We start from the raw sequence: 26,328 nt of genomic DNA, 5'->3' as shown, positions 1-26,328 counted from the left end.
CCAACTTTTTTGGAAATCATTACTCAAAACACTTATCGGCAATGTCACGAGAGCGCGCAGCGCGGCAGTGCATTGGCGATACCGCTTTTTCCAAACAAGTTGGATTTCAAACCTCTTTGTCGCCTCGCTGGCGCTATTCCTGCTGATTGCCGAACCCGCCCTCGCCCAGAGCATTGATCTCTCCCCGATCCAAAGCCTGTTACAGGGCATCGTCGATGCGCTGACCGGCCCACTTGGCGTTGTCATCGCGACGCTGGCCGTTCTCGGGGTCTTTCTCAGCTGGTTCTTCAACATCATCGATCTGCGCCAGGCGCTCTGGGTCCTCGTGGGCATCGCTGGTGTCGCGGCTGCCCCGACGATCGTTGCCGCGGTCTTTGCCGGTGGCTGAGCGCGCGCCTCTCTTTCTCGGCCTCGTGCGGCCGCCCAAGCTTCTGGGCCTGCCCATCATGTATGCGATGGTCTGGCTCTTTGGCTCGGTGCTCTTGTTCGTCTGGGTCCAGCACATCGCGGTGCTGGGTGTCGCCGCCCTGCTCTATCCGGTGCTGTGGAAGGCCGCGGATTGGGACCCGCGTTTCATCGACGTGATGATGACGGCCCTGCAGGAGACACCGCCCACGCGCAACAGGTCCATCCATGGCGGGGACAGCTATGCCCCGTGATGAAGCTCGTGATGCTGCGCTCGACCCCCGCACAATGACGCCGGACTGGTATGCGCGCGAGACCCGCCTCGCGCATATGCTGCCCTATGTGAGCCTCGTTGACGACCAGACCGTGCGGACACGGGTGAACGAACTCTTCCGCTGCATCCGGCTCGAGGGGATCAACAGCTACACGACGGACGATGCCTATCTCGACAAGGTGACGGCGCTTTTTGCCCGCATCGTCGCGCAACTCGGGCCGGAATTCAGCTATTACGTCCACAAGGTCTCCAAGGCCATCAAACCTGATCTCGACCTCATCCGTGAGGACAGCTTCGCGGGCGAGGTGGACCGGCGCTGGCGCGCGAAACTCGAGACCAGTGGGCTGCGCGACAAAACACTGACGCTCACCGTCATTCACCGCCCGCCCCCCAAAAGCCTACTGCCGTTTCTCAGCCGCAGCGCGCCCGATCGGTTGAAGGAGGAGACCCGCAAGCGCCTGCAGCGCCTCGGCGAGGCCGTGAACGTCTTCCTCTCGGGGCTTACCGAGCTCAAGCCGCGCCTGCTGTCAGCTGGATCGGGAGAGTTGGTGGGGTTTCTGGGCGCGCTCAACACGGGCACCGAGCTGCCGCTCTACCCGGCCAACACCTACGGCTTTTTGTCCTTCAACGTCGCCAATACCCGCGTGACGTTTCACGGCGACCATTTCGAGCTTTCCGAGGGCGTCGTGGGCCACCGCTACGGCAAGAGCTTCACCATCGGAGAATACTCGGAAGGCACCTCCTGCACCATGTTCGACATGCTGAACCTGCCGGTCGACATGATCGTGACGCACTCCTTCACGCCGATCAATTCGAACCTCATGGCGGGCCGCATCAAGCGGCAAAAGCGCCAGATGCAGGCCAGCCAGGACGCAGCCCTTTCGCTCCTGGAAGCCCTCGACATCGCCGCCGATGATCTCGAGGCCAAGCGCCAAAGCTTCGGCGAGCATCACATGGTCGTGACGCTCTTTTGCGACACGCTCGAAGAACTGCAAACCCTCAGCGCCGAGATCGTGAACGCCGCCGCGACCGAGGGCGTGAAAATGATTGGCGAGCGGGTCGCGGCCAAGGCGCATTACCTCAGCCAGCATCCCGGCAACCAGCCCAAGCGCGTCCGCGCCAGCGCCGTCACCAATCGCAACTTCGCGGATTTCGCGGCCTTCCACCGGACGCAGCTCGGAAAACCCGCAGCACTTACCCCCTGGGGCCGGGTCATCACATATTTGCCCACGCCGGAGCAGAGCGCCTACCGGTTCTCCTATCACGAGCAAGGCTCGCCCGACAAAGAACCGACCAGCGGGCATACCCTGATCATGGGGCGGCCCGGGTCGGGCAAATCGGTGTTGTCGGCCTTCCTGATGACCCAAGCCCGTCGAGCAGGGGCGCGGATCTTCGTCTTCGATTACCGTCTTGGCATGGAGATGGCGGTCCGCGCCAATGGCGGGCGCTACGCCTCCCTGAACGCCGGCCAGCCCACGGGTCTCAACCCGCTCTGGACCGAGACCGATGCGCGCGGCACCGCCTGGCTCTCGGATTGGCTCACAACCCTGCTCTACCGCGCCGACAAGCCCCTGACCCCGGCGCAGACCAACCGCATCCAGGAGGTCGTGCGCCAGAATGCCCAGGCCACCAATCCGGCCCTGCGGAACTGGCGGGATTTCGCATCGCTTTTTGTGTCCACCGATGATGGCGGCGATCTGCACCAGCGCCTGCTCGAGTGGACCGAAGACGGCCGCTATGGCTGGATCTTCGGGCAGAGCCTTGAGGACACTTTTTCGCTCAAAGGCGATGTGGTGGGCTTCGATCTGACCGGCATTCTCGACAGCGAGGCCGACAAGGAACGGCTGGCGGTCCTCTCCTATCTTTTCCGCCGGGTCGAGCGCGAGATCGAGGATCGCCGCCCGACCATCATCGTGATCGACGAGGCCTGGAAGGCCCTCGACAACGCGTATTTCGCCGAACGGCTGTCGAACTGGCTGGTGACCGCGCGCAAGCAGAACACGGTCGCGGTGATGATGACGCAATACGCAAGCCAGCTTGAGCGCACCCGGACCGGCAAGACCATCGTCGAGGCGGTGCCGACGCAGATCCTGCTGCCCAATATCCGCGCGCAGCCTGCGGACTACGCCATGCTGAACCTCACGGAGAAGGAGCTCGACGTCCTTCTCAACACCGGCAGCAACAGCCGCTTGGCGCTCATCCGTGACGATCAGGGCTCGATCGTCGTCGATGCCGATCTGAGCGCCCTTGGGCCCAATCTCACCATCCTCGGCGGCATGGAGAAAGGTGAGGCGCTCGTCGGCCCCGATTACCGCGACCGCGCTGACTTCTGGAGGCTTTCATGATCCGTATATGGCGTTTTGAGAATACATCAAAGAAACCTGCATCGTTTTTCGCGTTCGAGCGAAGCGAGAGGCAGCGAACAAACGATTCAAAACGATCTCGAAACTCCAAACTGTTGCTTCTCACTACGCTCGGCGCGCTGGCCTCCTGCACCCAGTACCGGGAGCCGCAGGCGAACTGCTTCACATTCCTTGCGTCCACGGCACCCGTCGCGCCGGATTGCAGCTTCACGCCCCTTGGCACCCCGGAGGGCGACATTGAAGTCTAGCCTGCCTCATATCCTGGCACTTTGCCTGCTGCCCGGTCTCGCCTTGTCTCAAGGCGTGCCGACCAATGACAGTGGGCTGACCGCGCGTGACATCGTCGAGACTGGCGATCGCGAGGCTGACTTGGCCGTTCAGGCGGACAAGCTTGCCGTGCGCGAACTCATTGCCGAGATCGAACGGGAGCAGCTGGAAACCCTGCAACGCATCCTCGATGCCCAGACCAGCTTCGGCGGTCAGGGCTTGCCGGCTATGGTCTTGGGGCTGGAAAGCGGCAGCGGGGATCCGGCCCGGTCAGTCGAGGCGGTCTATGGCAATGCCGACATCGATCCCAATCGCGGCGGTGCGCAGATGTTCGGGGATGCGTCTGAGAACATCGAGCAGCTCATCATCCGGGTCGCCCAGGAGACCAGCGGCTTTGTGGGTGTTGGCCGCGCAGGGCTCTCGCCCGTCCAGTGGCGCGCGTTGCTGCAAGCGCTGATCTGGCAGGAAAGCCGGTTTACGATCGGGGCACGGTCTCCCGTCGGCGCCTATGGTCTCACCCAGATCATGCCTGGCACGGCCAGCGATCTCGGCATCAACCCGGAATATTATGACAGCCCCTACCTACAGGTGCATGGCGGCGCGCGCTATCTCGCGACCCAGCTCAACACCTTTGACGGCAATATCATCAACGCCCTCGCGGCCTACAACGCCGGACCCGGTCGCGTGTTCGAATATGGGGGCGTGCCACCCTTCCGCGAGACCCAGCACTACGTTCAGGTCATCCCCGAACGCTACAATCTCTACCTGGGCCGCATCGGCGGGATCGAAGCGCTCGGTACGATCGACCCCGCGCTTCTGGCAAATGCAAACCTCTCCCTCACGGGTCATGGGGCGGCCTTCTATGGCAACAATTCCCCTGCGGCGATTAGGCAGGCCGCCTTCCGTATTGCGGACATCGTCGAGCGGATTTCCGAAACCGAGGACGTGCAGGAGAGCGTCGCGCTCAACACCTATGCCCGCGCCGAACTGGTGCGTCTCGTAGCCGCCCGCATCCGGCTTCAGGCCGCCCGCACCCGCGTGCTCTCCGCCGAAGAGCTGGCCCAGGCCAGCGCCCGCATGACCGAAGGCGCGTTCATGGATTTTACGATCAGGGAGATTGAATGATGAGACGGAAGTTTCTGAGAGCGGCCTTGGCCACAACGCTTGGAATTGGCCTGCATCTGGGAGCCCTATCCCCTGTCGCAGCACAAGGCGTGCCCGTCGTCGATACCCAGAACATCGCGCAAAACATCCAGCAGCTGCGGCAGATGATCGAAGACGAGATCCTGCAAAACGAGCAGCTGACGCAGCTCCGCGAACAGCTTGCCACACTCACGGATCAACTCGCGGAGCTGCAAAGAACCTACGAGGCCCTCACCCGCCTCGCCGAGCTTCCCGAAATCATCCGGACGGAAATGGAAGACGAGTTGAACGGTCTGCTCGACCAAGAGTTCGGGGACATCCTCGCCACGATTGAGGCGATCAAGACTGGGGATTTCTCCGGCCTGTCCGGTTCTGGCGCGGGGGAGATCGAAACCCAGATGGATCGGGTGCTGGCCGATCTCGGATTTGACGATGACACCCTCTCGGACATGGCCACGAGCGGCAATCCCGGGGCCAACCGTGTGGCGACGCAGGCAACAACCGGTGCCCTTGTCTCGGCGGCGGCCCAGAACAGCTATGAGGACGCCGGCCAATCGCTCGAGCGGGTAGACCGCCTTGTCGGGCTCATCGACGACATGGACGAACTCAAGGAAAGTATCGATCTCAACACGCGCGTGACTGCGGAGCTCGCCATTGCACTGGTCGCCATGTGGCAACTCGAAGCCATCCAGACCGTGGGCGATGGCACCGGCGGCGTGATCGATGCCGCCACCATCGCCGAAGAACAGCGCTTCATGGATTTCACCTTGCCGGACCTGCGGGCCGAGTAATCGCGGGGGCATGAATGGTGGCGACTGAACAAGAAATCATCGAGGAAGAACTGGTCTATGGTGCCCTGCGCCGCGAACGGCTCTGGCAACGCCTTGGCCTGATGGGCCTTGTCTTCGGTATCATCGGCTGTCTGAGTGCCGCGGCTGTCTCGATCCTCGATGTCGACCCGCCCCCCGTCGTTGTCCCCTATGATCCCGCCACCGGCTTTGCACTCCCCGAAGCCTCGGTGGGCGCCTCCTCGGTGACCGCCAACCAGGCGATCATCGAGGCGGAGGTGTTCCGCTATGTGACCGACCGGGAGGTCTATAACCAGCTCGACAACGATCTGCGCATCCGCAGCGTCCTGCGCCGCTCGGACGGAGCTGCCGAGAGCGGGCTGCGCCAGATCTGGAACAGCGCCAACGAGAATTACCCGCCGACGGTCTATGGCCCCAATGCTCGGCTCGACGTGGAAATCCTCAGCATCAACCGGATCGGAACCAACCGCGCGACGGTCCGCCTGCGTAAGCGCCTGACCTCCATCAACGGCACCCAGACCGGCCTCTTCACTGCGACGCTTCTCTTCGAGTTCCGCCCGGAGACCCGCCGCTCCATCGATGAGGTCTGGACCAATCCATTCGGCTTCACCGTCCTCGAATATTCCATCCGCTCCGACAGATTGGAGAACTGACGTTGTTGTTTATAAGATCGCTTATTTTTGTCATTGCCCTGTTGCCCGGCTTCGCCTCTGCCGAAGCCATCCCGCGTGGCGGTCCCAACGACAACCGGGTGCGCTTGGCTACCTACCAGGAGGGTCAGGTCTACCGCCTCAACGTGTCGCTCACCCATGTCACCACGGTCGAATTCGGGGAGGGCGAAAGCATCCGTTCGATCATCGCGGGCGACACGGAAGGCTTCGAGATCGATGGCGTGCCCGGAGGCCAGGCATTTGCAATCAAGCCCGTTGCGCGCGGTGTCCATACCAATGTGACCGTCTACACGAACAGGCGCAGCTACTATTTCAACGTCCAGGAGGTCCGCAGCCCGACCTTCTACGTCGTGCAGTTCCGCTATCCGGACGACGCTGCGCGCCCGACCCGGGCCATCGCGGCCCAAGCGCCGAACTACAATTACGGCGCCAGCGCGCGGACCGAGTTCACGCCAACGCGCATCTGGGATGACGGGACGTTCACGTATTTCGCGTTTCCAAGAAACGCGCCTGTGCCCGCGATCTTCCGCTACGCGGGCGGCCGTGAACGCACGGTCAACACGCAAACCCCTGAAGACGGCGTGATCCGTGTCAGCGGCGTAAACCGCCAATGGGTCCTGCGACTTGGCGAAGAGGTGGTCTGCATCGAGGCGATTCCGCCCGCGGAGGCCGCCTCATGAGTGATACTGGGAACACCGAGCTGGAAAAACGCCTCGCCGCTCTTGAGAAAGGCAGTGCCCGCGCCCCCACGGCGGCGCAGCGCCGGTCGCCCCTTCTCGCGCTGATCGTGGTCCTCATCATCGGCGCGGGTGGTGCCCTGCTTTTTCTCCTCTCACAGCCTGACGAAGAGGAAGCCTTGCCGACGGCCACCCCGGACGTCTTCCAAAACGAAGGGGATGGCTTTGGCGCTATCGAGACCTTGCCCCCGCCCGAGCCCGAGGTTGTGTTCGTCGGACCAGACCCCGTCGAGCCCAACGCGGAGCTTCTGGCGCAGATCACCGCGCTGCAGGCCCAGATCGAGGAGTTGCGCAACGCCCCTGAACCAGTTGTCGAGGAAGACACCGCCGCCGCAGAGGCAATTGACGCGCTGACTGCTCAGATTGCGGCGCTACAAGCCGCCTCGGAAGCAGCACAGCAACGATTCCAGGACGAACTGACGGCGCGGGATCGCAGCCTTGAGCAACTCCGCATGGATCTGGAACTGGCCCAACTCGAGGCCAGCCGACCGCAACCCGCGCCAGTGGGCCCCACGGAAGATGAGCTGCGCGCACGCGAGCAAGAGCGACTGCGCCGCGAGGAAGAAGCCCGGCGCATGGCCGAGCTGGAGCGCCGCGCCGCGGAGGAACGCGCCTTCCAGGAGCGGCGCATCGCCTCGCCCACCATCGCCTTTGGCGGCACATCCGGAGCGAATGAAACGGCTCTGACCGAACGCACTTTTGGCGAGGTGACGGATTTCGTGCTGAACGGGGCGCTGCCCTCGACGGTGACGCAGGCCGAAGTGATTGCCAATCGGTCCAACACCATCATTCAGGGCACCATGATCCAGGCCGTCATGGAAACCGCCCTCGACAGCTCCCTGCCCGGCCAGACCCGTGCCGTGGTGTCCGAGGATGTCTACAGCGTCGATGGCGCGCGCCTCTTGATCCCCCGCGGATCCCGCCTTATCGGGCGCTACCGCGCTGGCGTCGATATCGCGCAGCGGCGTGTCACCATCGCCTGGGACCGGATCATCCTGCCGGATAACCAGACCATCCAGATCAGTTCCTTTGGGGGAGACGAGCTGGGCCGCTCCGGTGTCACCGGCTTCGTGGACACGCGCTTTGCCGAGCGTTTCGGCTCGGCGGCGTTGATCTCGCTGATTTCGGCCGCGCCAAGTGCCGCCGCCTCCGAGGTCCAGGATGAGACTGCCGCCGACGTTCTCGAAGACGTTGGCGATGATCTGGCAGATGCCACGGACAGCGTCATTGGCGATTACCTCTCCATCGGACCCGTCATCTATGTCGACCAGGGGGCCCGCGTGACAGTGATGGTCGACCGCGATCTGGAGATATTCTGAGCCCATGTCGCTGAGTTATCTCGAAACCTCGCTCGACCGGATCGACGCCGCCGCCCGCGACGATGTCATCGAGATCTGCATCAACCCCGACGGGACCTGCTGGGGAGAATTCCAGGGCGATCACTTCATGCGCGCGCTGGACCAGAGGCTGACCGGCGTTCAGGTCAGGGACCTCGGCAACCAGATCGCCTCCTCCGCCAACACCACGATGAGCAAGGACCGCCCCATCGTCTCGGTATCGATAACCTATAAGGGTCGCCCGATCCGCGCACAGGTCATCACCCCGCCCGCCGTGCTCTCGGCCATGTCGATCAGCCTGCGGTTCTTCTCGAGCCTGCCGCTCGAGGGCATTGCGCTCGATTTCCTCTACGGAAAAGAGCGCAAGCTCGAAGACCTGCGCGTCGAAAAGAAGCGCGCCTTGCGCGCCGTGGTGGCCGCGGGTTTGATCGATGATGCGCTCGCCTTCTGCGTCGAGAACAAACTCAACATGATCGTCTCGGGCGGCACCTCCACCGGCAAGACCGTGGCCGCGCGCAAGATCCTCTCTCACGTACCGGCCGAGGAACGCATCGTCACCATTGAAGAAGCCGCCGAGCTGTCGCCGACCCAGCCAAATGCCGTGACCCTCATCGCCAATCGCGACGCAGAATTCCAGACCGCCGATGTGCTTCTCACTGCGACGCTGCGCATGCGCCCCGACCGGATCATCCTGGGCGAGGTGCGCGGCAAGGAGGCCATGACCTTTCTGGAAGCCATCAACACCGGCCATGGCGGCTCGATGACCACGCTGCATGCCGAAACCCCCCAACTTGCCGTGCAGCGCCTCGCGATCGCAGCACTAAAGACCGAGATCCCGATGACCTATGCCGACATGATCCAGTACATCGAGAATTCCATCGACGTGATCATCCAGGCCGGTCGCCATGACGGCAAACGCGGCATCACCGAATTCTACCTCCCCGGCGCAACCGATATTGGAACTTCCCCATGAAGACCTTTGAATACAATATCCTGTCCTTTCCCATGACCCGCAAGACCAGCCTCTCCGACATGCAGGCCAGCCTGAACGAGAAGGGCGCAGACGGGTGGGAGGTGGTGTCGATCAGCACTTCGGAATTTGCCAATATCGGGCACACCGTTTTCCTGAAGCGCGAAATTACACCCGCTGGAGCCACGGCATGAGGCAGGCGCAGCACCTCACCTTGGCCGCGCTGGCCCTAAGCCTGATGCCTACCTTCGCCGTTGCCGAGCGCAACCTAGTGCCAACCCTCGATCGCAGCTTTGACGTCTGTCCGGACCGGCCCGCCGAGCCCGTCTGGATGCAGGAGATCCCCCTGCGCCAAGCCTATCAGCGGGTTCTGGTTCAGGACATCTATCGCGCCCAAAACCTTGAGCGCATCGTCGAGACTGGCAGCTGCGATTGCGAGATCCGGTTCCCGTCCTGGGACGATGCCGAGGCGATGTTTCGGGAGAGCTACGCGAGCGACGAACGGTGGGAAATGCTCGAAGCCTCGGAAGGCTACAATCGCCGCGCCAACGCCGCCCGAACTGCCGCCAAGGCCATCTGCGACGCCGCAGGCAATTGGTAAGGCAATCCCGCGATGAGTGTCGTCACCTACTTCGTTGAAACCTCCCAGGCCTATCTCGACACCGCCGCTGAGACCCAGTTTGGTGCGGTTGCGGCAACGGTCGGCACGCTCCTGGTTTTGGGGACAACGTTGGTGGTGATCCTCGTCGGAATCAACATGATCTATCAATACCGGGCCATGGATGGGCACACAGCCTTCTGGCTCGCGGTCAAGATCGGGCTCATCGGGATATTCGCGACCAACTGGATGCAGTTCAACGCGTTCTCATCTGCCATTCTCTATGGGATCGACAGTATCGCGGGCGCGCTCGTGGCCTCCGTCGGCGGCGGCAGCCCGGGCCCTTCAGGCACCTTCGCGGAGGAATTCGACCGGCTGATCGCGGAGCTGGGCGACTATCTAAACGCTGCCGGGTCCGAGCTGAACTGGATGGCTGGCGCCATGCTTGACATCGTCGGTGTGCTTCTGCTCTCAATCCTCGGCGGACTGGCCGCCTTCATCCTCGTGGCCTCCCGACTGATGATCGCGCTTCTGATCGGGATCGCCCCGGTGATGATTTTCCTGACCCTCTTCGAGGTCACCAAGGATTATTTCGCGCGCTGGCTGTCCGCGCTGATCTCCTTTGCGCTATACCCCATCGTCGTCGCAGGCGTGTTCGCAACGATCACAGGCGTTTCCTCCGCGCTCATCGGTGAACTAGGCGATCCCGAAGGAGCCTCAAACATCGGCGCGCTCATCCCCTTCTTCATGATGGTGCTCATGGCCAAGGGCTTCATTATCGCCACGCCCTTCATCGTCCGCGCGATCTCCGGCAACATCATGATGCCCGCCCTCTCCGGTGGCCTCGGCGGCGGCTACAGCTTTGCCCGCGCCGCCATGGGAAGCCAGCAGGCCTACAATCGCTACCTCATCGGCGGGGCCAGTGGCGCAGAATACGCAGCCCTCAGGGCGCGGCAGTTCTTTGGCGTACAGCAAATGCCAGTGCGGCAAGGCATGGGACAGACGGGTTCCGGAGGCGGCACAGGATCCGCAGACTCGGGATCAAAAATGCTGGCGCAGCTGGCGAGACTGGGAAGGCTTGGGCGACGGTGACGGCCCAGAGCGGCCGCGCGCCAAGGTCATGGGCGTTGCAGCGCAGCTTCACCAGACCGGCCATTCGTCCATCGTGCAGCATTTTCGTAGGATGAAGGACGGCACAGCGGGACGAAGCGCCAGTTCGCTGCGGTTATTCAAACAGCAAAGCGCCCGATGGGTTGCACCGGGCACTTCTTGCTAAAACACCTCGAAATTACTTGGCAGCGAGAATGTCGAAATTGTGGATGTTAGCCACCACACCGTCGCCCCATCCGCCTGCGACCAATTCCGCAGCCCTTTCATTCAGCAGCCCGGCGACCTGTCCGGCAAAATGCGCTTCGCGGCCCGAGTTGTCGGCAAAGATGTCGAATATGGCGAAATTGGTCTCGTCAATCTGCAGCGCCGCCCAGAACAATGTCTCGGGTTCGGTATCTGCGACGATGGGGCCGGCGGCAGTCAGCAAGGCGGCCAATTCGGGGCCTTTCCCCGGTGCAGCTTCGAGCTTGATGTAAGTCGCGGTCGTTGCCGTGGAGAGATCAACCGGCGCCTTGACCGAAAGGACATCGGAGTTGTTGATATTCGCGACGACACCGTCATCCCATCCGCCGTCAACCAGCGCGTCGGCGTTTTGGTTCAAAGCCGCGGCAACCGCCCCCGCAAAGTGAGCGTCGCGCGCTGCTTCATCTGCGAATATGTCAAAGATTGCGAGCGTTTCATCGGCTTGCAGAGCAAACCAGAGGACGGTGCCCGGCTCTGTGTCCCGCACGATCGGTGCGGCACCCGCCAGAAACTCCGCAAAGGCTTCGGTCTGGCCTTCGGCGGCAGGCATGGCGATATAGCTGGCAGTGTGATTTTCCATTGGGTTGTCCTGTGCAGTTGCAGAAGTTGTGATCAGCACCATTGCGGCGACTGTTTGAAGGATTTGCGTTTTCATGGCCGTCTCCTGATTAGAAATGCGTCATGTCTGGTTTCGACGCCTTCTTGTCCCATGCCGGATGCGTCAGACACCAATTCCAAAATGCTATTCTTTGATAGACACGGACTATCGAAGTTGTTCAGATGGCGCAAACTGAGCTGTGACGGAGACTGCGGCGATGGAAATGAACCAGATTAGGTATTTTCTCGCTGTTTGCGAGCACCGAAACTTCACCCATGCCGCCAGTGCCTCCAATGTTTCCCAGCCTTCCTTGACGACGGCGATCAAGAAGCTCGAAGACGAACTTGGCGGTGAGCTGTTTGTCAGGGACCGTGCGGGATGCAGGCTGACGGCGCTGGGAAAACTCATGCAGCCACGATTGCGGAAGGCTCACGATGAAACGCGACAGGCGAAGGCAGAGGCGGTTCGTCATATGCGCCTGGAACGAGTTCCAATCTCTGTCGGTGTCGGCGAAACGATTGGCCACAACAGAATTTCGGCAGCTATGGAGCGTATGCGCAATCGCGTGCCGCAAGCCGAAATCGAATTGATCGTCGCATCATCCCACGAGCTTCTTGCCGGGTTGCGGGATGGTGACTTTGACGTTGTCGTCACCGCAGAGACGGTCAGTGAAGACCTCTATCGTATAGATCACCTCTATGAAGAGGACTACAAGGTCGTGGTGTCAAAGTCGCATCCGTTGTCTGAACTAAATACAATTTCTCTGTCAACGCTTGCTCAGACTGACATGCTTGACCGACTGAATTGCGAAATGCGGGATACTTTGCATGGAACCTGCGCGGATCATGATCACGAACTTTACGCGGCCTATCGGTCAAATCGCGTGGATTGGTTGGTTGAGCTGGCGCGGCAAGGGTCAGGTGCGGTGATCCTGCCAGCCACCGCTATTCCATCAGACATGGGCCTGGTGTCGAAACCCATCGATGGCCTTGAAATATCAAGAACTGTTTTTGCCCTTCGATATCGGCACCAAACGATGAGACCTGGAACAAATGATCTGATCCGTGAGATGGCGCGCACGCCGACTTAGTGAGATCGGTAACCGACATTTGCCCATCGCGCAGCATTAATGATTCTGGGCTCAGTGCCGCCATGCGGCGTCGCAGAATATCCTGCCGTTCCACCGATAGGTGAAGGTCTGTTTTGGCGGGGCGTGCCTGTCTGGCTCGCGACTCCAGCTAACGGCAGCAGTCCGCCCTCCCCGACAAACAGGCGATGTCCGCCACCCTATCGCGCAACCAGCCTTTCACCATCCTCCTCTCGCAGCATCGCTTCCATTTCGTCCAAGCCATCGACTGCAGAGCGCATCTGCGCCTCATCAGCTACGCTCGCAGCTTCAGAATCCACGACGCCGCTGCCAAAATCCATCTCCATCTGTCGCTGCTCCTCTGCGATAACAGCTTGAACGACGGGCGCGGTCTTTTTTGGGGCGACGTCGGTTTGCCCTGACGTTTGACTGCCAGCAGCTTGGCTTGCGCTCTCCACAACGGCGTCAGACCCACCTGGTCCGTTCGCGGGTGGAGTCATCGGCATGGCGCGCACACTCAGCGGCAGATTGCCCTGCGACCCACCTCCCCCCGGCTCCGGAAACGGCAACTCCCCCGTCTGTGCCGCGTGGACCGCCTTGAACAGCCGGTCGTCAAAATACTGGATCCGTTTGACCCGGATCGGCATCTGGCCGTCGACAACCATGACGATCTCGTCGAGCGGCAGGCGGCGCGCCTCATCTTCAGGTAGCAGAGAACTTTCTTCTGTCCGTGTAGATTGGCTGCGCCCTTCAAAGGGGTTCTTGCCGATGGACTGGGACCGCGTGATGACGGTCTTCGTGGTCTTGCCAACAGCCTTGCTGAGCTCCTCGACAGTCTTTTCATCTGACGGTGTCAGGTAGAGCTTCACGCCGGCATTGCCTTGCAGGGCGCGACGGGTGTTCTCGCCGTAGATTTCATCGAGGGCGGGAATGGTTTGCGTGACCACGGCCAGGTGACCGCGATAGGTGCGCAGGGTCTCGATGCTTTCGACCACGATGGGCATCTTACCGAGGCGATTGAACTCGTCGAGCATGATCATCACGGGCCAGGGCTCATCCGGCCCTGGGTCCTTTTCCTGCATGGCCGAGAGAAGATCAGAGAAGAAGAGCCGGATCAGGGGTGCGAGCGGCTTCACCATGAGGGGCTGGACCACGAGATAGACCGAAAAGGGCTTCTTGCGGATTGTCCGGAAATCAAAGTCCGACACCGCCGTCGCCTCATCGATGGCCGGGTTCTGCCATTGGTCAAGCCCCGAGGTCATCAGGAGCGAAACATAAGAGGTTAGCGTGTCATTGTTGGTAGACGCCAGCCGCGTGAAGATCAGCTTGGCCGCCCTGTTGTCGACCTCATGGCCCCGCGCGAAATACTCCTTCTGCTTGTTCCCGCCCGAGGCCGCGATGCGGTAGATCTCGCCCAAGGTCGGACGCTTGCGCTGGAAGGCCAAGAGCCCTGCCGCCACGAAGAGATCGATCCCGCCCTTGAGGAGGCCCTGCACCCGGTCATTGTCGCTCTGCAGGAACAGCGTCGCCAGGAGCTGCAGTTCCATCTGCTGGCGCGCGGGATCTTTCAGTTGATAGATGCGCAGGAGCGGGTTGTAGCGATGCGTGCGCTTACCCTCCCAATCGGTGGGGGCAAAGCGATAGACCTTGTCGCCTTGGGCGGCGCGGTGCCGGGCCGTGGCCTCAAAACACTCGCCCTTCACATCGAGCGTCACGGCGGAGCCTTGCCAGGTCAGCAGGTTCGGGATGACAAAGCCCGTGGTCTTGCCACGGCCCGTGGGTGCCACGATCAGCGCGTGGGGGAAGACCTTCGAGCAGATGTAGTTGGCCCGGGAGCCCGGCGGCCCCAGCTTGCCGAGGATAAACCCGGTGCCAGGCGCCCCGAAGAACCCATTGGCCTTCATCTCGCGCGCGCTCTGCCAATGGGTCTGGCCAAAGCGTGTCAGGGCCGACCCCGAGAGGGCGAGGCTCAGCATGAGGCCGGCGGCGGCGAAGCTGCCGATGATCAGGTGAATAAGTTGGGCGTCCTCCGGGCGGCGATCGAGGATCGCCATGTAGTTCTGCGCGATATAGGCAAAGTCGATCTCGGCCCCGAAGCCGAGATCCTGGTAGGTCAGCACCGCCGAGGCGATGGTATAGCCCATGGCCCCGGTCACCAGCGTCACCAGCAAGACCCCTGTTGCGATCCGCGCTTTTCCCGTGGAGGCGCTCAATGGACCTGACCCCGCTCGGTCTCGCCATCCACGTCAGCGGTGCGGTGTTTTTCATATTCGGTGTCGGCAAGATCATCGACCACCTGGCGCAAGGCCTCCGTGTTGGCCGTTGCTGCATCCGATTGCAGATAGACCTTGGCGACATAGAGCCGGTCGAGGCGGTCCTCGAGAACCTTGTCCAGCGCATCGGCATCGCCGGATGTGAGCCGATCGAGTTGGCGAACGTCCAGTACCCGCGCAATCTCGCCGCGGAAGGCGTCCAGCTCCGCCTCGGTCTCGAAGGGCGCGGACAATTCCCCGGCCCGCTCATGGTCCAGGACACGCGCAATCTCGTCTGCTAGGCGGTCGGCACGGCCAGACTGCGAAGCAGTTTCACCGCGGGCTGCGAGGAGTGCGTCGCGCGTGCCAACCCCAAGCCCCTCGCGCAACTCGTTTTCGCGGCGGACCTGATTGATGGCCTCTGTGTCGCGTATCTCGACGACGGCGGCATAGGTTGCACCGAGCCCACGGGCGAGATGGGACGGCATGTCCGGATAGCGCGCTCGCAAGTCATCCGTGACTGCATCCGCAACGGGCGTGCGGAGGTCGCGTCCCTCCATGATGCGGTCGACCTCGCTGGTGATCTCGCTGGCGCGGGCCGCATCGGTGATGGTCTCCCTGTAGGGCTCAGACCGGTCGATCACATCGCCAGGGCGTGCGAGCAGATCTGGGTGTGCCTCGAGATATGCGCGCTGCTCCGTCTCGATCCGGCGCTCCGCCCGTGAGACAACCTCCCAGTCCCGGTCCTCGATCTGCTGCGCTGTCAGGCCGTCTGCGCGCATCTCCTGACGGATTGTCCCTTCCATCGCCCGCACCGCGCCCTCATTATAATGGAAATGCTCGCTGACCGGTTCCGCTTCCATGACGCCATCCCGGCGCAGCACGTTCTCCCGTTCCAAAAGCGTACCAAGCGCGACATGCACATCGTTGAGAATGTCGCGCGCCTGTTCCAGATCGGCGCGGCGCTCGAGGTTGAGATCCCGCGCTTCGGCCACTTTGGAGAGATCATTGGCGATCCATTGATGCTCGAGCGCTGCATTTGAGGCGCCCGTCTCGATCCGGGCCACCACTTCCGATGTGCTGATCCCGGTGCCGTGTAGTGCCGCGCCAATGCGCGATCTCAGGTCGGGCTCCGCCAGACGCGCGAGCTGGTTGGTGTCGATATTGCCCTCAGAATAGATCCCACCCTCCGAGGGCGCGTCTAAGAGCGAACCCGAGCGCAGCCCCAAGGGCTGCATGTGCTGGACCTGCGTCTGGATCTCGATGAGGCGTTTTTCCAGCACGGGACGTTCCGCGTCAGACTTCTCGGCGATCATGCCCTGCACTCGCGCGAGCTTTTCCGCATAGAGGCTTCTCAGATCCTCGAAGCTTTGATCCTCGGCCATATACACATCTCCTGTTCGGTCCATCTGTCCGCCATGCGCCAACACCTCGCCCGCGCGGAAGAGTGCCGCGGCAATATCCTCGCGGGCCTCCCGGGAGGCCTCTGCGGCAAGCGAATGGTAGACGGTTCTGGTGTTGACGATCTCCGCCAGCGTCCGGGTCAGGTCCTGCCCCACGCGTTCGCGCTCGCGGGGCGCGCGCCCCTCTTCTTTCGCGGCATAAACTTCGCTGGTGCGGGCCGGGTATTGCACGACGCCGCGATCCACCCGCCGCGTGGCCTCCAGCCGCACACCGTACTTCTCGGCCTCCTCGACCATGGCGAGGCGGAAGTCGTCATAGTTGAAGCGGTGGTTGCGCCCCAGAAAGAAGAACTCGCCTTCCTGCGAGCGGCGGTTCAGCACCAGATGCGCATGGGGGTGATCGCGGTCCTCATGCACCGCGATGATGTAGTCGAAATGCCCCTCGTCGGTCTGAAAGAACCGCTCGGCCACATCCGTCGCGATGTCGCGCACATCCTCCCCGCGCGTGCCGATGGGGAACGACATGAGCATATGGGTCGTCTGGCCCAGCTTGGGCTTGAAGCCCGCATCCCAGCGCTTCGCAAAGCGCTCGGTGAGGTCTTTGATGTCGCCCGCCTCGAGCTTCGCCTTGCCATCCAGAAACCCGCTACTGTCGACGATATGGGTGGACTTGGTGGTGAGGTAGTCGAGCTGGTTTGCGAGCTGTGATTTGGTATGCGTACCCCCGCCCCGGATCGCCTTGAAGACCGCTGGCCGATGCCCCGCAGCCGCGCGCACAAGCTGGCTCTGCTTGGCCACGTGCAGACCTTGCATCGAGCCCCGGACGCGGCTCCAGCCATCCCGGAAGACCTCGCCCGTGACGGCATGGACGGCATCATTCAGCCGCATGGGCAAACTCCCTCAGCGCGGCCGTGGCCTGCAGTTGCATCCCATCGCGACGGCGGCGCAGAAGCAGATCGATCTCGTCAGCGGAATCCAGAATGTACCGCGCCAGCCCGCGCATCTGCGCAAGGCGCAATTCGGTGAACTCGGCACTCGTGCCGCCATTCACCCCCTGCCCCATCCGGTTGGCCCGCGTCATCTGCTTGGCGATCTGCGCGACCCCATTGCCGACCTCGTGCAGCGAGGCGCGATAGCGCGCCATCTCAACCGCCATCTGCGCGTCCGGGACAAACACGCCACCCGCCGCCTGAATGAGCCGCCGCAGCCCTTCGGCCCGGCTCTCGATCCCCGCCTTCGCCAACACCGCGTCGAGTGCCTCAAGCTCTGCGGCCGACACCTTCACACTGACCGCGGAGACCGGGATCGCGGCATCCGTCTGGCGCTCGGCATCGGCTTTGAGCGTGTACTGGATCGCCCGCGCCGACACGCCAAACCGTTCCGCCAGCACTGAAGTGGAAACGCCTTCCGCAGCTTCGCGAACGATCTCCATGCGGTCCGCATCTGTGAGACGTTTTGAGCGCGACATGCGAAGAAAGACCCCCTATTTCCTGCCACCTTCCACCAAGGCTGCCCCCACCTTACGATAATATACCAAGCTGTCAATTATATACTTACGTCGCATCCAGGCTCAGGCAGCCTTGATGTCCGCTTCCCCCGCGGCCCGCAGGGACGCGGCTCTGCCGCCCTCACCACCGGGCGACACCTGTCCTAGGGGTCCGGTCCGCCAGCCCCGCCCGAGGCTCTGGCCGAACACGCATGTGTTCGGACGGAACCGCGGACGGGCGCAAACCCCACCGACAGGGCGGACAGGCAGGGTCAAGCAGGGCCAGATTTGGGTCCCCAAATCTCTGCCGCAAAAACCGGGAGGCCCTGGCCGATAGGTTTTTGTGGATGGCCCCCTTGAGGCTGACTGGCCGGTCTGTCGCGGCCTGGTCATTCCGGGCGGAGTGCGTCCGTTGAACGCGCAAGGACCAGCATCCCTGGAACAGGGATCGGGCCGCCCCAAGATCGTCCTGGGGCGGCCCATCCTCGTCAGAGGATTTAGTCCTGGGGATCTTTCGCGCTCGGTGGGAACATCACCAGCTCCGAGACCGCGACCGGGAAGTCGAGCTTGAGGCTGAAGAACTCCGAGCCGTCCCCGTTGCGAGTGTTGCGGAACATCGCACCCACGCGCTGAAAACGGGTGCGCTCCTGGCCATCGGTATCGGTGAACTTGACGGGGACGGTGGCGACGTATTGGTTGGTCATTTGGGTCTCTCCTTGTTGCGATGGGGATCACCTGGCACGGGGGCAAGAGGCCCGGTCGCAAGCGCAAATGCGGAGGGTCCGCGGCCAGCCGTGGAAGCCGTATTTGTGCTTGCTGAAGCGTGAGCTGAGGGCACGGACGGGCCGACCCCGTGCGATCCACATCTATGAGCAAAAAGGAGAGACCCGGATGACCCTTGCCATCACGCAGCCGCCACCATCCGCGTCCGCGTCCCGCCGAGCCTGGCCGGGGTGCTGACGGAGCCCGCCCGCGTGGATGCGATGTTCCGAAACACGCCCCGAGGGACATGCAGGTCTTCAGCCTCATATGCGACGTCTCGACCCCTCGCGTCTTGCGCTGCTGACGATGTGCGTGAGGTGCGCACCATCCCCAGCCCGTACCGATGCGGATGGGCCGCACTCTGACAGACAGGGTAGAGGGATAAGGGTGCTGGCCGCCGCAGACTGCCGATCACGCATGACCGATCGCACGCGCCATGAGACATGACGAAAGGGCCGCGCCAAGCGCGACCCCCTCTCTTCAATCCTGCGCAGTCTTCTTCGCCGGGTCAGCAACCCGCATGACCGTCAGGCCTTTCGCTTCCGCCTTCTGCCCGAGGTTCAGCGCGACCCCGTTGCCACCGAAGAGAACAACCCCCGTCGCCGCGAACTTGTCGTCCAGCATTTCGTCGTTGCACTTGAACGGTGCCGCCCGCCCATGCGCGGACCAGCGCGGATCGAAGCGCGCTTGTGCGACACCCCGTGCGCGCGCCCACCGAGCCGCAATCATCTCCGCCCCGTGCTTGCCACCCTTGTGGCAGAGGAAGATCTCCTGATTGCGGTTCTGCTTGATCCGCTCGCGAACCTTGTCGAGCGTGTTGAAGATCACATCGACATCGGTCCAGTCGGTGGCGCCTGAGACGATCAGGGGAACCCCCTCGACTTTCGACTTCTCGGCGGTTTCGCGGTCGTGCTGCTCCAGGAGCTGCCGCGCCTCGAAAACCGCCCCGGTCTCCTGCGCCCGGACGCTCGCGCGCGACCCGGCTGCCGGGATGAAGGCGTGGCCCGTCTCGATCTCGTAGCATTCCGCCGCAGCCTCGCTCATCACCTCGATGGCGCCGACAATCTCGCGCAGCTGCAGAAAGCGCGCCTGCGCCTCTTCGAGCGCGGTCTCGGCGATCTCCGATCCGTCGTGGGATTTTGCCAGCGCGCCGATCTTGTCGGCGGTGCGGTCGACCTCCTTGCCGAGCGCCACCTTGCGGCGCTGGAGGATCGTCGCGATCCCATGGGCCAGCGGTTCGATTTCTGCTTCAAGCCCGGTCCCGCGCAGCTGCCCGAGCAAAGCCTCGAAGCTCTCGCGGATGATGTGGTCGGTCAGGATGTGATCTTCCGGGATCGGCAGCTGCGCGTCCTTCTCGGTCAGTCCAAAAAGCTCGATGGTCTCGTAGGTGTTTGCGGTGTCGTAAGCCATGTCTGGTCTCCAGTGTTCGGTTCCAAGGCCACCACGTGAGTGTGGGGGCATGGCCGAATGCCTGGTTTCCGAATCTGCCCGGGTCAGGGACGGCGCAGCCGCCGGCTTGCCGGGCGCAAAAGTTTTCCGAGCGCGGCACCGGACACATGCGCGCGCTCGCGCACGGGACCGCCCCCGCCACAGGCCCCGCCCTCGCCGAAAAGTTTTGCGATCCTTGACGCGGGCTGATTTGGGGGCCATCCGGAGGATATGCTTCCGCACTCATGTGTGTGTGTTTTGACGGTAGGTTTGCCCGACACGAGCAGGCAAATGGCCCGACCGGACGCGGGAGACGGATGGAGCGGCGGGATCGTTTTGGCCTCGGGCCAAAACAGACCAGAGCGCAATCCGGCGGAGCGGCCGGGGAGGGACGTGCTCGCGAGGCGGGCAAACCGGGATGCCAGGCGCGACGCCGCGGTGAGGCCGCATGGCCGAATGCGCGACGGACCGAAGGGCCGTTCTCCCCTGCGACACGCGAAGCCGAGCTGGGGAGGCCGCAAGGCTAAAGCGAAGACGAGCTTCACAACAATTTCCTTCCAGCAAGCCGAATAAACAAGCTAGTATCTCGCAAGGCGCCTATTGATTTCCCTAATGGGAAGTCTGCATCTCGGGTGATCACGAACCGCCTCGAGGCCCGACTTGAGGAGGACGGTCGAACAAACCTCGTGACGTTCCATTTCGTCGAAGACCCACAGGACGCCGTGCATCGCGATTTCTTGGCGCTCTGCCTCAACCCTGAGTGCTCCGTCTCCGGTAAGGAGAACCCAACCCCTCTCAGCCGCGAGGCAAAATGCAAAGACATCTGGCGTCGATAGCATAGTTTTCGCCCGCTTAAGCTCAGTCGCGCGTGCAGTTTCTTCCGGCGTGAGCTCTTCCACTCTTAGTCCCAGATCGATCAGATCAGGGCCCATCCAGTCGAGAAGTTCCGCTTCATAAAGAATATCTGGAACAACAAAATCATAGGGGAGGTCAAAGAGCCTCGCTGACAGCGAGGCTCTCTCGATGTCGATCAGGACGGAGGTATCAGAAACAAGAACTTGCACACAGCGACTATGCCATGTGGTCCAAACGTTCTTCCAGTTCTTTTACTCGTATTTCGAGAAGCTCAGCCGCACGAGACAACCCAATCAACCCCTCGGAGAGGGCACGAAAACACAACCTTTGAAAGCGGTCCGGTTCTTCTCGTTCCCAAGGAATGGAATTCGGCTCCTCGAACGGCTCATCCCGCCAACCTCGTTGCTTATAGACCTTGAAAAGGCGCGCAAATGTTGCCTGGTTGATGATCTCCAAATCCTTGCATCGATACGTCAGCGCTTGAATGCTGACGCCAAACCGATCCTTCAGACTAATGAGCTCACCAATGCTTATGTCCGTTCTGCGGGCACCAATCTCCTGCCGTAGCACTTCTGCCGGAACGAGGAACGCACCAGCAAATCGATTTGCGGCGCGTTCTGAATCGCACCCTTCGGCGACCTTAAGAACCATGTGGCCCAGTTCGTGAGCTAAACTGAAGCGCTTCCGTTCAGACCAGGTCTTCTTCTTGATCATGATCACCCGCGCGGAGTGATGCTCTTTTCGACGGACTTTGGCCGCAAGGCCATCGATCCGATCAACGTCCAAAGACAGCACCTTAATCCCGTGCTCCTCGAGGAGTTCGGCAAGCATTGGGATCGGATCGTGACCCAGTTGCCAAGAAGCACGCATGTTACGAGCTGCGTCCTCGGCATCACGAACATCAGTCACCCAGTAGGGCGCTTCATGTGGGGCATCCCATTCCTGGCTCGAAAGATTCAGCAAGCTTTCGATGGCGAGGTACTTTTCAACCATATTGAGCGTCTTGGCTTCGATCGTCGCGATCTCCTTGGCTGACGAGCTGGCTGACTTGCGAAACTCCACGCCCTCCAACTCGAGCTCATCATCGCTCAGCAGGAAATCCACAGAGACCTCGAGTGCTCGGGCAAGACCTAGCAGCGCGCCCGATCCGGGCATGTCTTCATTGCGCTCGTACTTGCCTATGGCTTGAGCGGACACCTTGTTCTCCATGGCATCCGAAAGTGCACGGAGCGAGAGGCCAGATGCCGCCCGGGCTCCTTTGAGTCTCTTGCCAATCATGACGTCCTCCCAGTGGGTGGTTTACATTTCACCCATATGATTGATATTTTGTAAACTACAACGCTTGAAAGCGCGGCAGATTGTCCCTAAATTGTAACATGAGGCCAAAGGAAAGGCAAATTTGTAAACCGCCAAATCGCCCCAAGAGGCGCTAAACAGGCAAAGAAACGAGGAAGCAGCCATGAACATACCGTTTGCGGGCGACCTGCCGTCAAGGTTTCAGAGTATCGTGGAAATGCCTGATGGTGGGCTGGCTGAGCCAACCCTCGAAAAGCGAGGTGCATCATGAGACGTATCCTAAGCATCGATGGTGGCGGCATCAAAGGCACCCAACCGGCGGCCTTTCTGGCGGGTTTGGAAGAAGACCTTGATGAACCGATTGGCCGCTACTTTGACCTGATTGCGGGAACGTCAACCGGGGGTATTCTCGCGATCGGCCTAGCCCTCGGCATCAAGGCCAAGACCCTCCTCGAACTCTACGAAAATCGCGGGCCGACAATCTTCGGGCAAGCGGGAGACAAGAGCTGGCTCGGGCAAAAGGCCCGGGATGCGCGTGCGGCCCTGCGTCACTTGGTCAAGCCGAAGCACGAGGCATCGACGCTAAGGGATGAGCTCCACGCCGTCCTTGGCGACAAGCTCATCGGCGAAGCGGAGACCCGGTTGCTGATCCCGGCCTGGGATGCCGATCAGCGCAGCGTCTACATCTACAAGACGTCACATCATCCACGGCTTACCAAGGATTACCGGAAGCCTGCCCTTGACGCGGCGATGGCGACGTCTGCCGCTCCGACCTATTTCGCGCGCCACAAGACGGTGGATGATGTCGGGCTTCTCGATGGCGGCACCTGGTGCAACAATCCGGTGGGCGTCGCGACCGTCGAAGCGATCTCGATGCTTGGCTGGTCTCCGCAGGACCTGCACATCCTGAGCCTCGGCTGTGTCGACGAGGTCTACATGCTTTCTGAATCCCCCGGCAAGGCCGGTCTAGGATTGAAGGCCCTCAGCCTTCTCATGGATGGGCAATCCCGCGGTGCGCTCGGCATTGCCCGTCATCTGACAGGCGATCCGCACGACCGGATGGCTGTTCACCGGTATTCGCCGAGCGTACCGGAGGGTTTCTTTTCCCTCGACGACACCACCAAGATCCAGAGGCTCAAGGGGCTTGGTGCCTCAAGCGCCCGGCACGCGAGCCCCACCCTGACCCCCATCTTCTTCCAGCAACCTGCCGAGCCGTTCGTGCCCGTGCATCAACTCGAACGGAACGCGGCATGAACCAGATCTTCTCGCACCCTCTCACCGATACCGCCATTCAGCGGCGGGCGCAGGTCTTCACGATCCTTGAAGAAATCTGCCAGGAGCTGGAATGGACCCAGACTCAGTTCGAGAAGGCCCGCACCAGCTACGAAGCGGTCGCGGACTGGTTGGCCGGATCGAGTGACCCGATGCTTGCTTCCCTTCATGTCTACCTTCACGGCTCTGGCGCACTCGGCACCTCGATCAAACCAATCGGGCGCGACGAGTTCGATGTCGACCTGATCAGCTTCATCCTCGGCCTTGGCCCGGAAATCGCACCGGCACGCCTGAAGGCTGCGATCGGCAAGCGCCTGCGCGAACACGCCTACTATGCTTCTATCCTGGAAGAAAAGAAGCGCTGCTGGCGCCTGAACTACGCCGGCGATTTTCACCTCGACATCTCCCCAACCATTGCCAACCCGAACTGCGTGAACGGCGGTGAGCTGGTGCCAGATCGCAAGCTGCGGGATTGGCACGCGACGAATCCTCGGGCCTATCGGGCCCTCTTCGACGAGCGGGCGGCCATGGTTCCGAGGATGACGCAGTCGGTCATGGCGGCGCAGCGCGATGCGGCCACGACCGAGCCCTTCCCAGTGCGCCAGTCGATCAAAGGCATTCTGCGGCGGACCGTGCAGCTCCTGAAGCGTCACCGGGATCTGGAATTCTTGCATGTGCAGGAAGAAATTGCGCCGATCTCGATCATCATCACGACCCTCGCAATGCGATCCTATGAGATGTGCGTCAGGCGTCACGTTTTCGCCGACGAGCTTCAGGTTCTGATCGACACGATCCGCCTGATGCCGGTTTTCATCGAGCGGCCCCTGGTGAATGGTCGCCAGATCTACGCGGTCTGGAACGAGACCACCGAAGGCGAAAATTTTGCCGAGCGATGGAATGAAGAACCCGCGCGGGTCGAGGCTTTCTACAAATGGCATAGCAAGGCACTTGCGGATTTCGAATCCCTTCGTGACCTCGTCGGCCTAGACGCCATTGTCGGCTCCATGAAGGACAGTCTAGGCGACAAACTTGTTGCCCGAACCATGAACCGGCGGATGGACGCGCTGAACGAGGGGCGGAAGACGGGCGCTCTCATGCTTGGTGCGGGTGTTGGCCTCACCACCCAAAAATCGGCCGCTTCGACGCCCGTTCCCAAGAACGAGTTTTTCGGGGACTAGGCGCGATGGCGGGATCGACCACGAGAAACCGGCTGTCACTCCCCCAGCAGTACCTATTCCTCCAGGGGTCGAAGACGATTTCCGGCGAAGGTGTGCTCGGGCCCGGCCGTTTGGAGTGGCGGTTTCTGGCGCAACCCACGCCGCTTTCCCGGTCATATCAGGTCACGCTTGTTCTGAAGAGGGACGGAACGCCGGATGTTCGGGTCGTAGACCCTGATTTGAGGTTGCTCGCCGGTGGGCGAGACCTGCCGCATATCTACCATGACCCGGATCGTCTCTGTCTGTATCTGCCCGGAACCGGACAATGGGACGCCAGCAAGCGTTTGGACCTCACCATTATCCCCTGGACCCACCTCTGGCTGATCTATTTCGAGGAGTGGCTCGTGTCGGACGACTGGAAGGGCGGGGGAAAACACCCCGGGGAGGATGACCCAGACGAGGGCAACCGCGCGTTACGCCGCAGCCTTCAACGACAGCGCTAAAATTCGCTGCTATACTCATCGTATGATTTGAACCTGATCGTAAGCGGGTGGCGTCCTTCACGCCAACGGACACGGAAAAAGGGGAACCGTGATCCCACGGTTCCCCTTTGGGTTCAGATCGTCTCCCCCTCGCGCGCCGATTAGGCGACCAAGGAGAGCCCCGCGCCCGCGTCCTGCGGCTGCTCACCGCTGTCGATGAACGGGATGATCGAGAAGGTCTGCCCGCCGCGCTGTTCTTCGTTCTGCACGGCGTTGACCCGCAGATCGCCATCGGGCGTGTTGATCAGCAGCGACAGGTAGTTATTGCCCGTGCGGCTGCTCTTGGCCATCCAGGCAGACCCGACGCGGATCGGCTTGCCGCGGGGCGAGCTGACCTCGACCCGGTAATCGGGATGGGTGTCCACGGACTTGTAGTCGTTCTCGATCAGCATGAAATCGAGGTCGAACATCATGTTGGCGATGTAACCCGCGAAGGCGTTGTCGGCGTCCATCGCGGTCAGTTCGCCCGAGATCGAGCCGGATTTCATGAAGCCGTTGGAGACCAGCGGGATGATCTCGAACTCGCCGCTCTTGGCTGCGCGCGCTTCTTTCGTCTGCACCGCATTGACGCGGAACGGGCCGAGACCGACATCGATCTGCATCGAGATGTAGGGGTTGCCGCTTGTATTGCCGGTCTCGTTCCATGCGGTTCCGATGCGCACCTTGCGGCCAGACTTGTTGACCGCGGTCACGTCGTAATCCGGGCTGCGCTCGGACATCTTCGGGCGGGTTTCGAGCTGGATGGCGATGTCGAAACGTGTCGAATGGATCATGCCGGAGTATTGGGCGGCTGCGGTTTCGGTGTTGCGGGTCAGGGTTCCTGCGAACATGGGATGGTTCCTTTTGGATTGGCCGGTGCCTGACGTCCTTGCCAGCACAACCGGGATTGCTTTTTCGACCCCTCATGGGATCACAAACCAGAAAGCTCGCTTTCCTTTCTTCCCAACCTTCAGTTCAGCGCTGGCGCCTGAGAGACTGTGCCACCTCCCCGCCGGGTACGACGCCCCTCCCCTGCCCGTCTGGTCTCAGTTGGCTGTCCTGGCTCTTCTCGTCGCCACCCTCCGGTCCAGCGATAAAGAACTCTGCTTCCTCCCCGTTCAACCGCTGCCCGCTCCGGTCGGTCAGCCCGATGGTGCTACCGTTCGGCTCAAACGTAATCAGGTATTGGCCGAAGCTGTCCTTGTGCACGCGGTAGCCGGTGTTGGCCCAATGCACGGTCAGACCGGCATCGATGGCGGCTTTGATCTCTTCGAGTGTCATGAT

General features: G+C 61.8%; 26 protein-coding genes. 16 read left to right on the top strand and 10 right to left on the bottom strand.

Annotated elements, in window-relative coordinates; all coding sequences use genetic code 11:
• The first annotated feature begins 103 nt into the window (after nucleotides 1-103).
• The 12 genes from AN189_RS14065 to AN189_RS14005 all read left to right on the top strand — a co-directional run bounded on the left by AN189_RS14065 (nucleotide 104) and on the right by AN189_RS14005 (nucleotide 10,666).
• Complete coding sequence (locus AN189_RS14065) at nucleotides 104-388, top strand: TrbC/VirB2 family protein (protein ID WP_027246639.1); 285 nt, start codon at nucleotides 104-106, stop codon at nucleotides 386-388.
• Nucleotides 381-659: a type IV secretion system protein VirB3 gene (locus AN189_RS14060; RefSeq protein ID WP_012187324.1), complete on the top strand. Its 279-nt coding sequence runs from the start codon at nucleotides 381-383 to the stop codon at nucleotides 657-659. The genes AN189_RS14065 and AN189_RS14060 overlap by 8 nt, the downstream gene beginning before the upstream one ends.
• Nucleotides 649-3,024, top strand: a complete 2,376-nt coding sequence (locus AN189_RS14055) for a type IV secretion system DNA-binding domain-containing protein (RefSeq protein WP_056037095.1) — start codon at nucleotides 649-651, stop codon at nucleotides 3,022-3,024. Before AN189_RS14060 ends, AN189_RS14055 begins: the two co-directional genes overlap by 11 nt.
• A gap of 255 nt (nucleotides 3,025-3,279) precedes the next feature.
• Nucleotides 3,280-4,434, top strand: coding sequence for a lytic transglycosylase domain-containing protein (locus AN189_RS14045; RefSeq protein WP_172794924.1), 1,155 nt, complete (start codon nucleotides 3,280-3,282; stop codon nucleotides 4,432-4,434).
• Nucleotides 4,434-5,243 (top strand): type IV secretion system protein, encoded by an 810-nt coding sequence (locus tag AN189_RS14040; protein ID WP_056037266.1) that lies wholly within the window; start codon nucleotides 4,434-4,436, stop codon nucleotides 5,241-5,243. Before AN189_RS14045 ends, AN189_RS14040 begins: the two co-directional genes overlap by 1 nt.
• A gap of 14 nt (nucleotides 5,244-5,257) precedes the next feature.
• Nucleotides 5,258-5,914 (top strand): virB8 family protein, encoded by a 657-nt coding sequence (locus AN189_RS14035; protein ID WP_036562862.1) that lies wholly within the window; start codon nucleotides 5,258-5,260, stop codon nucleotides 5,912-5,914.
• A gap of 2 nt (nucleotides 5,915-5,916) precedes the next feature.
• Nucleotides 5,917-6,612 carry a TrbG/VirB9 family P-type conjugative transfer protein gene (locus tag AN189_RS14030; RefSeq protein ID WP_056037089.1) on the top strand — a complete coding sequence of 232 codons (696 nt, stop codon included), beginning with the start codon at nucleotides 5,917-5,919 and terminating at the stop codon, nucleotides 6,610-6,612.
• Nucleotides 6,609-7,988, top strand: a complete 1,380-nt coding sequence (locus AN189_RS14025; RefSeq protein ID WP_056037087.1) for a TrbI/VirB10 family protein — start codon at nucleotides 6,609-6,611, stop codon at nucleotides 7,986-7,988. Before AN189_RS14030 ends, AN189_RS14025 begins: the two co-directional genes overlap by 4 nt.
• Before the next feature lie 4 nt (nucleotides 7,989-7,992).
• On the top strand, nucleotides 7,993-8,979 hold the full coding sequence (locus AN189_RS14020; RefSeq protein WP_056037084.1) for an ATPase, T2SS/T4P/T4SS family: 987 nt from the start codon (nucleotides 7,993-7,995) through the stop codon (nucleotides 8,977-8,979).
• Entirely contained in the window at nucleotides 8,976-9,170 is a 195-nt protein-coding gene (locus AN189_RS14015; RefSeq protein ID WP_056037081.1) for a DUF4177 domain-containing protein, read from the top strand. The genes AN189_RS14020 and AN189_RS14015 overlap by 4 nt, the downstream gene beginning before the upstream one ends.
• Nucleotides 9,167-9,577, top strand: coding sequence for a hypothetical protein (locus tag AN189_RS14010; protein ID WP_056037079.1), 411 nt, complete (start codon nucleotides 9,167-9,169; stop codon nucleotides 9,575-9,577). The genes AN189_RS14015 and AN189_RS14010 overlap by 4 nt, the downstream gene beginning before the upstream one ends.
• A gap of 12 nt (nucleotides 9,578-9,589) precedes the next feature.
• Complete coding sequence (locus tag AN189_RS14005) at nucleotides 9,590-10,666, top strand: type IV secretion system protein (protein ID WP_056037075.1); 1,077 nt, start codon at nucleotides 9,590-9,592, stop codon at nucleotides 10,664-10,666.
• Nucleotides 10,667-10,862: 196 nt separating this feature from the next.
• Here AN189_RS14005 and AN189_RS14000 read toward each other — a convergent pair whose 3' ends face one another.
• Nucleotides 10,863-11,507, bottom strand: coding sequence for a hypothetical protein (locus AN189_RS14000; protein ID WP_253279626.1), 645 nt, complete (start codon nucleotides 11,505-11,507; stop codon nucleotides 10,863-10,865).
• A gap of 235 nt (nucleotides 11,508-11,742) precedes the next feature.
• Here AN189_RS14000 and AN189_RS13995 point away from each other — a divergent pair, with 235 nt between their 5' ends.
• On the top strand, nucleotides 11,743-12,615 hold the full coding sequence (locus AN189_RS13995) for a LysR family transcriptional regulator (RefSeq protein WP_056037067.1): 873 nt from the start codon (nucleotides 11,743-11,745) through the stop codon (nucleotides 12,613-12,615).
• 197 nt (nucleotides 12,616-12,812) lie between these two features.
• Here AN189_RS13995 and AN189_RS13990 read toward each other — a convergent pair whose 3' ends face one another.
• From AN189_RS13990 to AN189_RS13960, 7 genes are all read right to left on the bottom strand, one after another.
• Nucleotides 12,813-14,756, bottom strand: coding sequence for a type IV secretory system conjugative DNA transfer family protein (locus AN189_RS13990; RefSeq protein ID WP_056037263.1), 1,944 nt, complete (start codon nucleotides 14,754-14,756; stop codon nucleotides 12,813-12,815).
• A 65-nt stretch (nucleotides 14,757-14,821) separates the two neighbouring features.
• Complete coding sequence (locus tag AN189_RS13985) at nucleotides 14,822-17,155, bottom strand: relaxase/mobilization nuclease domain-containing protein (protein ID WP_056037064.1); 2,334 nt, start codon at nucleotides 17,153-17,155, stop codon at nucleotides 14,822-14,824.
• Nucleotides 17,142-17,735 (bottom strand): helix-turn-helix domain-containing protein, encoded by a 594-nt coding sequence (locus tag AN189_RS13980; RefSeq protein ID WP_056037061.1) that lies wholly within the window; start codon nucleotides 17,733-17,735, stop codon nucleotides 17,142-17,144. Before AN189_RS13980 ends, AN189_RS13985 begins: the two co-directional genes overlap by 14 nt.
• Nucleotides 17,736-18,250: 515 nt before the next feature.
• Nucleotides 18,251-18,457, bottom strand: a complete 207-nt coding sequence (locus AN189_RS13975; RefSeq protein ID WP_056037059.1) for a hypothetical protein — start codon at nucleotides 18,455-18,457, stop codon at nucleotides 18,251-18,253.
• A gap of 538 nt (nucleotides 18,458-18,995) precedes the next feature.
• Complete coding sequence (locus AN189_RS13970; protein ID WP_056037056.1) at nucleotides 18,996-19,925, bottom strand: DUF2493 domain-containing protein; 930 nt, start codon at nucleotides 19,923-19,925, stop codon at nucleotides 18,996-18,998.
• Nucleotides 19,926-20,521: 596 nt separating this feature from the next.
• Entirely contained in the window at nucleotides 20,522-21,007 is a 486-nt protein-coding gene (locus tag AN189_RS13965; RefSeq protein WP_056037054.1) for a hypothetical protein, read from the bottom strand.
• A 7-nt stretch (nucleotides 21,008-21,014) separates the two neighbouring features.
• A complete protein-coding gene (locus AN189_RS13960) occupies nucleotides 21,015-22,076 on the bottom strand; it encodes an ImmA/IrrE family metallo-endopeptidase (RefSeq protein WP_056037051.1) in 1,062 nt (353 codons plus the stop codon).
• Nucleotides 22,077-22,361: 285 nt separating this feature from the next.
• Here AN189_RS13960 and AN189_RS13955 point away from each other — a divergent pair, with 285 nt between their 5' ends.
• Genes AN189_RS13955 through AN189_RS13945 form a run of 3 tightly spaced genes read left to right on the top strand, consistent with a single transcriptional unit; the run spans nucleotide 22,362 to nucleotide 25,026 of the window.
• Nucleotides 22,362-23,348, top strand: a complete 987-nt coding sequence (locus AN189_RS13955) for a CBASS cGAMP-activated phospholipase (RefSeq protein WP_056037047.1) — start codon at nucleotides 22,362-22,364, stop codon at nucleotides 23,346-23,348.
• Nucleotides 23,345-24,544 (top strand): nucleotidyltransferase, encoded by a 1,200-nt coding sequence (locus AN189_RS13950; RefSeq protein WP_056037037.1) that lies wholly within the window; start codon nucleotides 23,345-23,347, stop codon nucleotides 24,542-24,544. The genes AN189_RS13955 and AN189_RS13950 overlap by 4 nt, the downstream gene beginning before the upstream one ends.
• A 5-nt stretch (nucleotides 24,545-24,549) precedes the next feature.
• Nucleotides 24,550-25,026 (top strand): hypothetical protein, encoded by a 477-nt coding sequence (locus tag AN189_RS13945; protein WP_056037034.1) that lies wholly within the window; start codon nucleotides 24,550-24,552, stop codon nucleotides 25,024-25,026.
• Nucleotides 25,027-25,166: 140 nt separating this feature from the next.
• On the opposite strand, the gene AN189_RS13940 is transcribed toward AN189_RS13945, so the two are convergent.
• The gene (locus AN189_RS13940) at nucleotides 25,167-25,895 is read right to left on the bottom strand and encodes a DUF736 family protein (protein ID WP_056037030.1); all 729 of its coding nucleotides are present in this window, start codon (nucleotides 25,893-25,895) and stop codon (nucleotides 25,167-25,169) included.
• Between the two features lie 124 nt (nucleotides 25,896-26,019).
• On the bottom strand, nucleotides 26,020-26,325 hold the full coding sequence (locus AN189_RS13935) for a hypothetical protein (RefSeq protein ID WP_056037027.1): 306 nt from the start codon (nucleotides 26,323-26,325) through the stop codon (nucleotides 26,020-26,022).
• Nucleotides 26,326-26,328 lie beyond the last annotated feature (3 nt).

Source organism: Loktanella sp. 3ANDIMAR09, assembly GCF_001420005.1.
GTDB lineage: Bacteria > Pseudomonadota > Alphaproteobacteria > Rhodobacterales > Rhodobacteraceae > Loktanella.
This window is presented reverse-complemented; position numbering and strand designations above follow the sequence as displayed.

What these genes read in the sequence shown, in the direction of transcription:
- AN189_RS14055 (WP_056037095.1), top strand. Translation starts at nt 649, where the DNA reads ATGCCCCGTGATGAAGCTCGTGATGCTGCGCTCGACCCCCGCACAATG.
- AN189_RS14040 (WP_056037266.1), top strand. Translation starts at nt 4,434, where the DNA reads ATGAGACGGAAGTTTCTGAGAGCGGCCTTGGCCACAACGCTTGGAATT.
- AN189_RS14035 (WP_036562862.1), top strand. Translation starts at nt 5,258, where the DNA reads ATGGTGGCGACTGAACAAGAAATCATCGAGGAAGAACTGGTCTATGGT.
- AN189_RS14025 (WP_056037087.1), top strand. Translation starts at nt 6,609, where the DNA reads ATGAGTGATACTGGGAACACCGAGCTGGAAAAACGCCTCGCCGCTCTT.
- AN189_RS14020 (WP_056037084.1), top strand. Translation starts at nt 7,993, where the DNA reads ATGTCGCTGAGTTATCTCGAAACCTCGCTCGACCGGATCGACGCCGCC.
- AN189_RS14015 (WP_056037081.1), top strand. Translation starts at nt 8,976, where the DNA reads ATGAAGACCTTTGAATACAATATCCTGTCCTTTCCCATGACCCGCAAG.
- AN189_RS14010 (WP_056037079.1), top strand. Translation starts at nt 9,167, where the DNA reads ATGAGGCAGGCGCAGCACCTCACCTTGGCCGCGCTGGCCCTAAGCCTG.
- AN189_RS14005 (WP_056037075.1), top strand. Translation starts at nt 9,590, where the DNA reads ATGAGTGTCGTCACCTACTTCGTTGAAACCTCCCAGGCCTATCTCGAC.
- AN189_RS14000 (WP_253279626.1), bottom strand. Translation starts at nt 11,507, where the DNA reads ATGGAAAATCACACTGCCAGCTATATCGCCATGCCTGCCGCCGAAGGC.
- AN189_RS13995 (WP_056037067.1), top strand. Translation starts at nt 11,743, where the DNA reads ATGGAAATGAACCAGATTAGGTATTTTCTCGCTGTTTGCGAGCACCGA.
- AN189_RS13990 (WP_056037263.1), bottom strand. Translation starts at nt 14,756, where the DNA reads ATGGGCTATACCATCGCCTCGGCGGTGCTGACCTACCAGGATCTCGGC.
- AN189_RS13985 (WP_056037064.1), bottom strand. Translation starts at nt 17,155, where the DNA reads ATGCGGCTGAATGATGCCGTCCATGCCGTCACGGGCGAGGTCTTCCGG.
- AN189_RS13980 (WP_056037061.1), bottom strand. Translation starts at nt 17,735, where the DNA reads ATGTCGCGCTCAAAACGTCTCACAGATGCGGACCGCATGGAGATCGTT.
- AN189_RS13975 (WP_056037059.1), bottom strand. Translation starts at nt 18,457, where the DNA reads ATGACCAACCAATACGTCGCCACCGTCCCCGTCAAGTTCACCGATACC.
- AN189_RS13970 (WP_056037056.1), bottom strand. Translation starts at nt 19,925, where the DNA reads ATGGCTTACGACACCGCAAACACCTACGAGACCATCGAGCTTTTTGGA.
- AN189_RS13960 (WP_056037051.1), bottom strand. Translation starts at nt 22,076, where the DNA reads ATGATTGGCAAGAGACTCAAAGGAGCCCGGGCGGCATCTGGCCTCTCG.
- AN189_RS13955 (WP_056037047.1), top strand. Translation starts at nt 22,362, where the DNA reads ATGAGACGTATCCTAAGCATCGATGGTGGCGGCATCAAAGGCACCCAA.
- AN189_RS13950 (WP_056037037.1), top strand. Translation starts at nt 23,345, where the DNA reads ATGAACCAGATCTTCTCGCACCCTCTCACCGATACCGCCATTCAGCGG.
- AN189_RS13945 (WP_056037034.1), top strand. Translation starts at nt 24,550, where the DNA reads ATGGCGGGATCGACCACGAGAAACCGGCTGTCACTCCCCCAGCAGTAC.
- AN189_RS13940 (WP_056037030.1), bottom strand. Translation starts at nt 25,895, where the DNA reads ATGTTCGCAGGAACCCTGACCCGCAACACCGAAACCGCAGCCGCCCAA.
- AN189_RS13935 (WP_056037027.1), bottom strand. Translation starts at nt 26,325, where the DNA reads ATGACACTCGAAGAGATCAAAGCCGCCATCGATGCCGGTCTGACCGTG.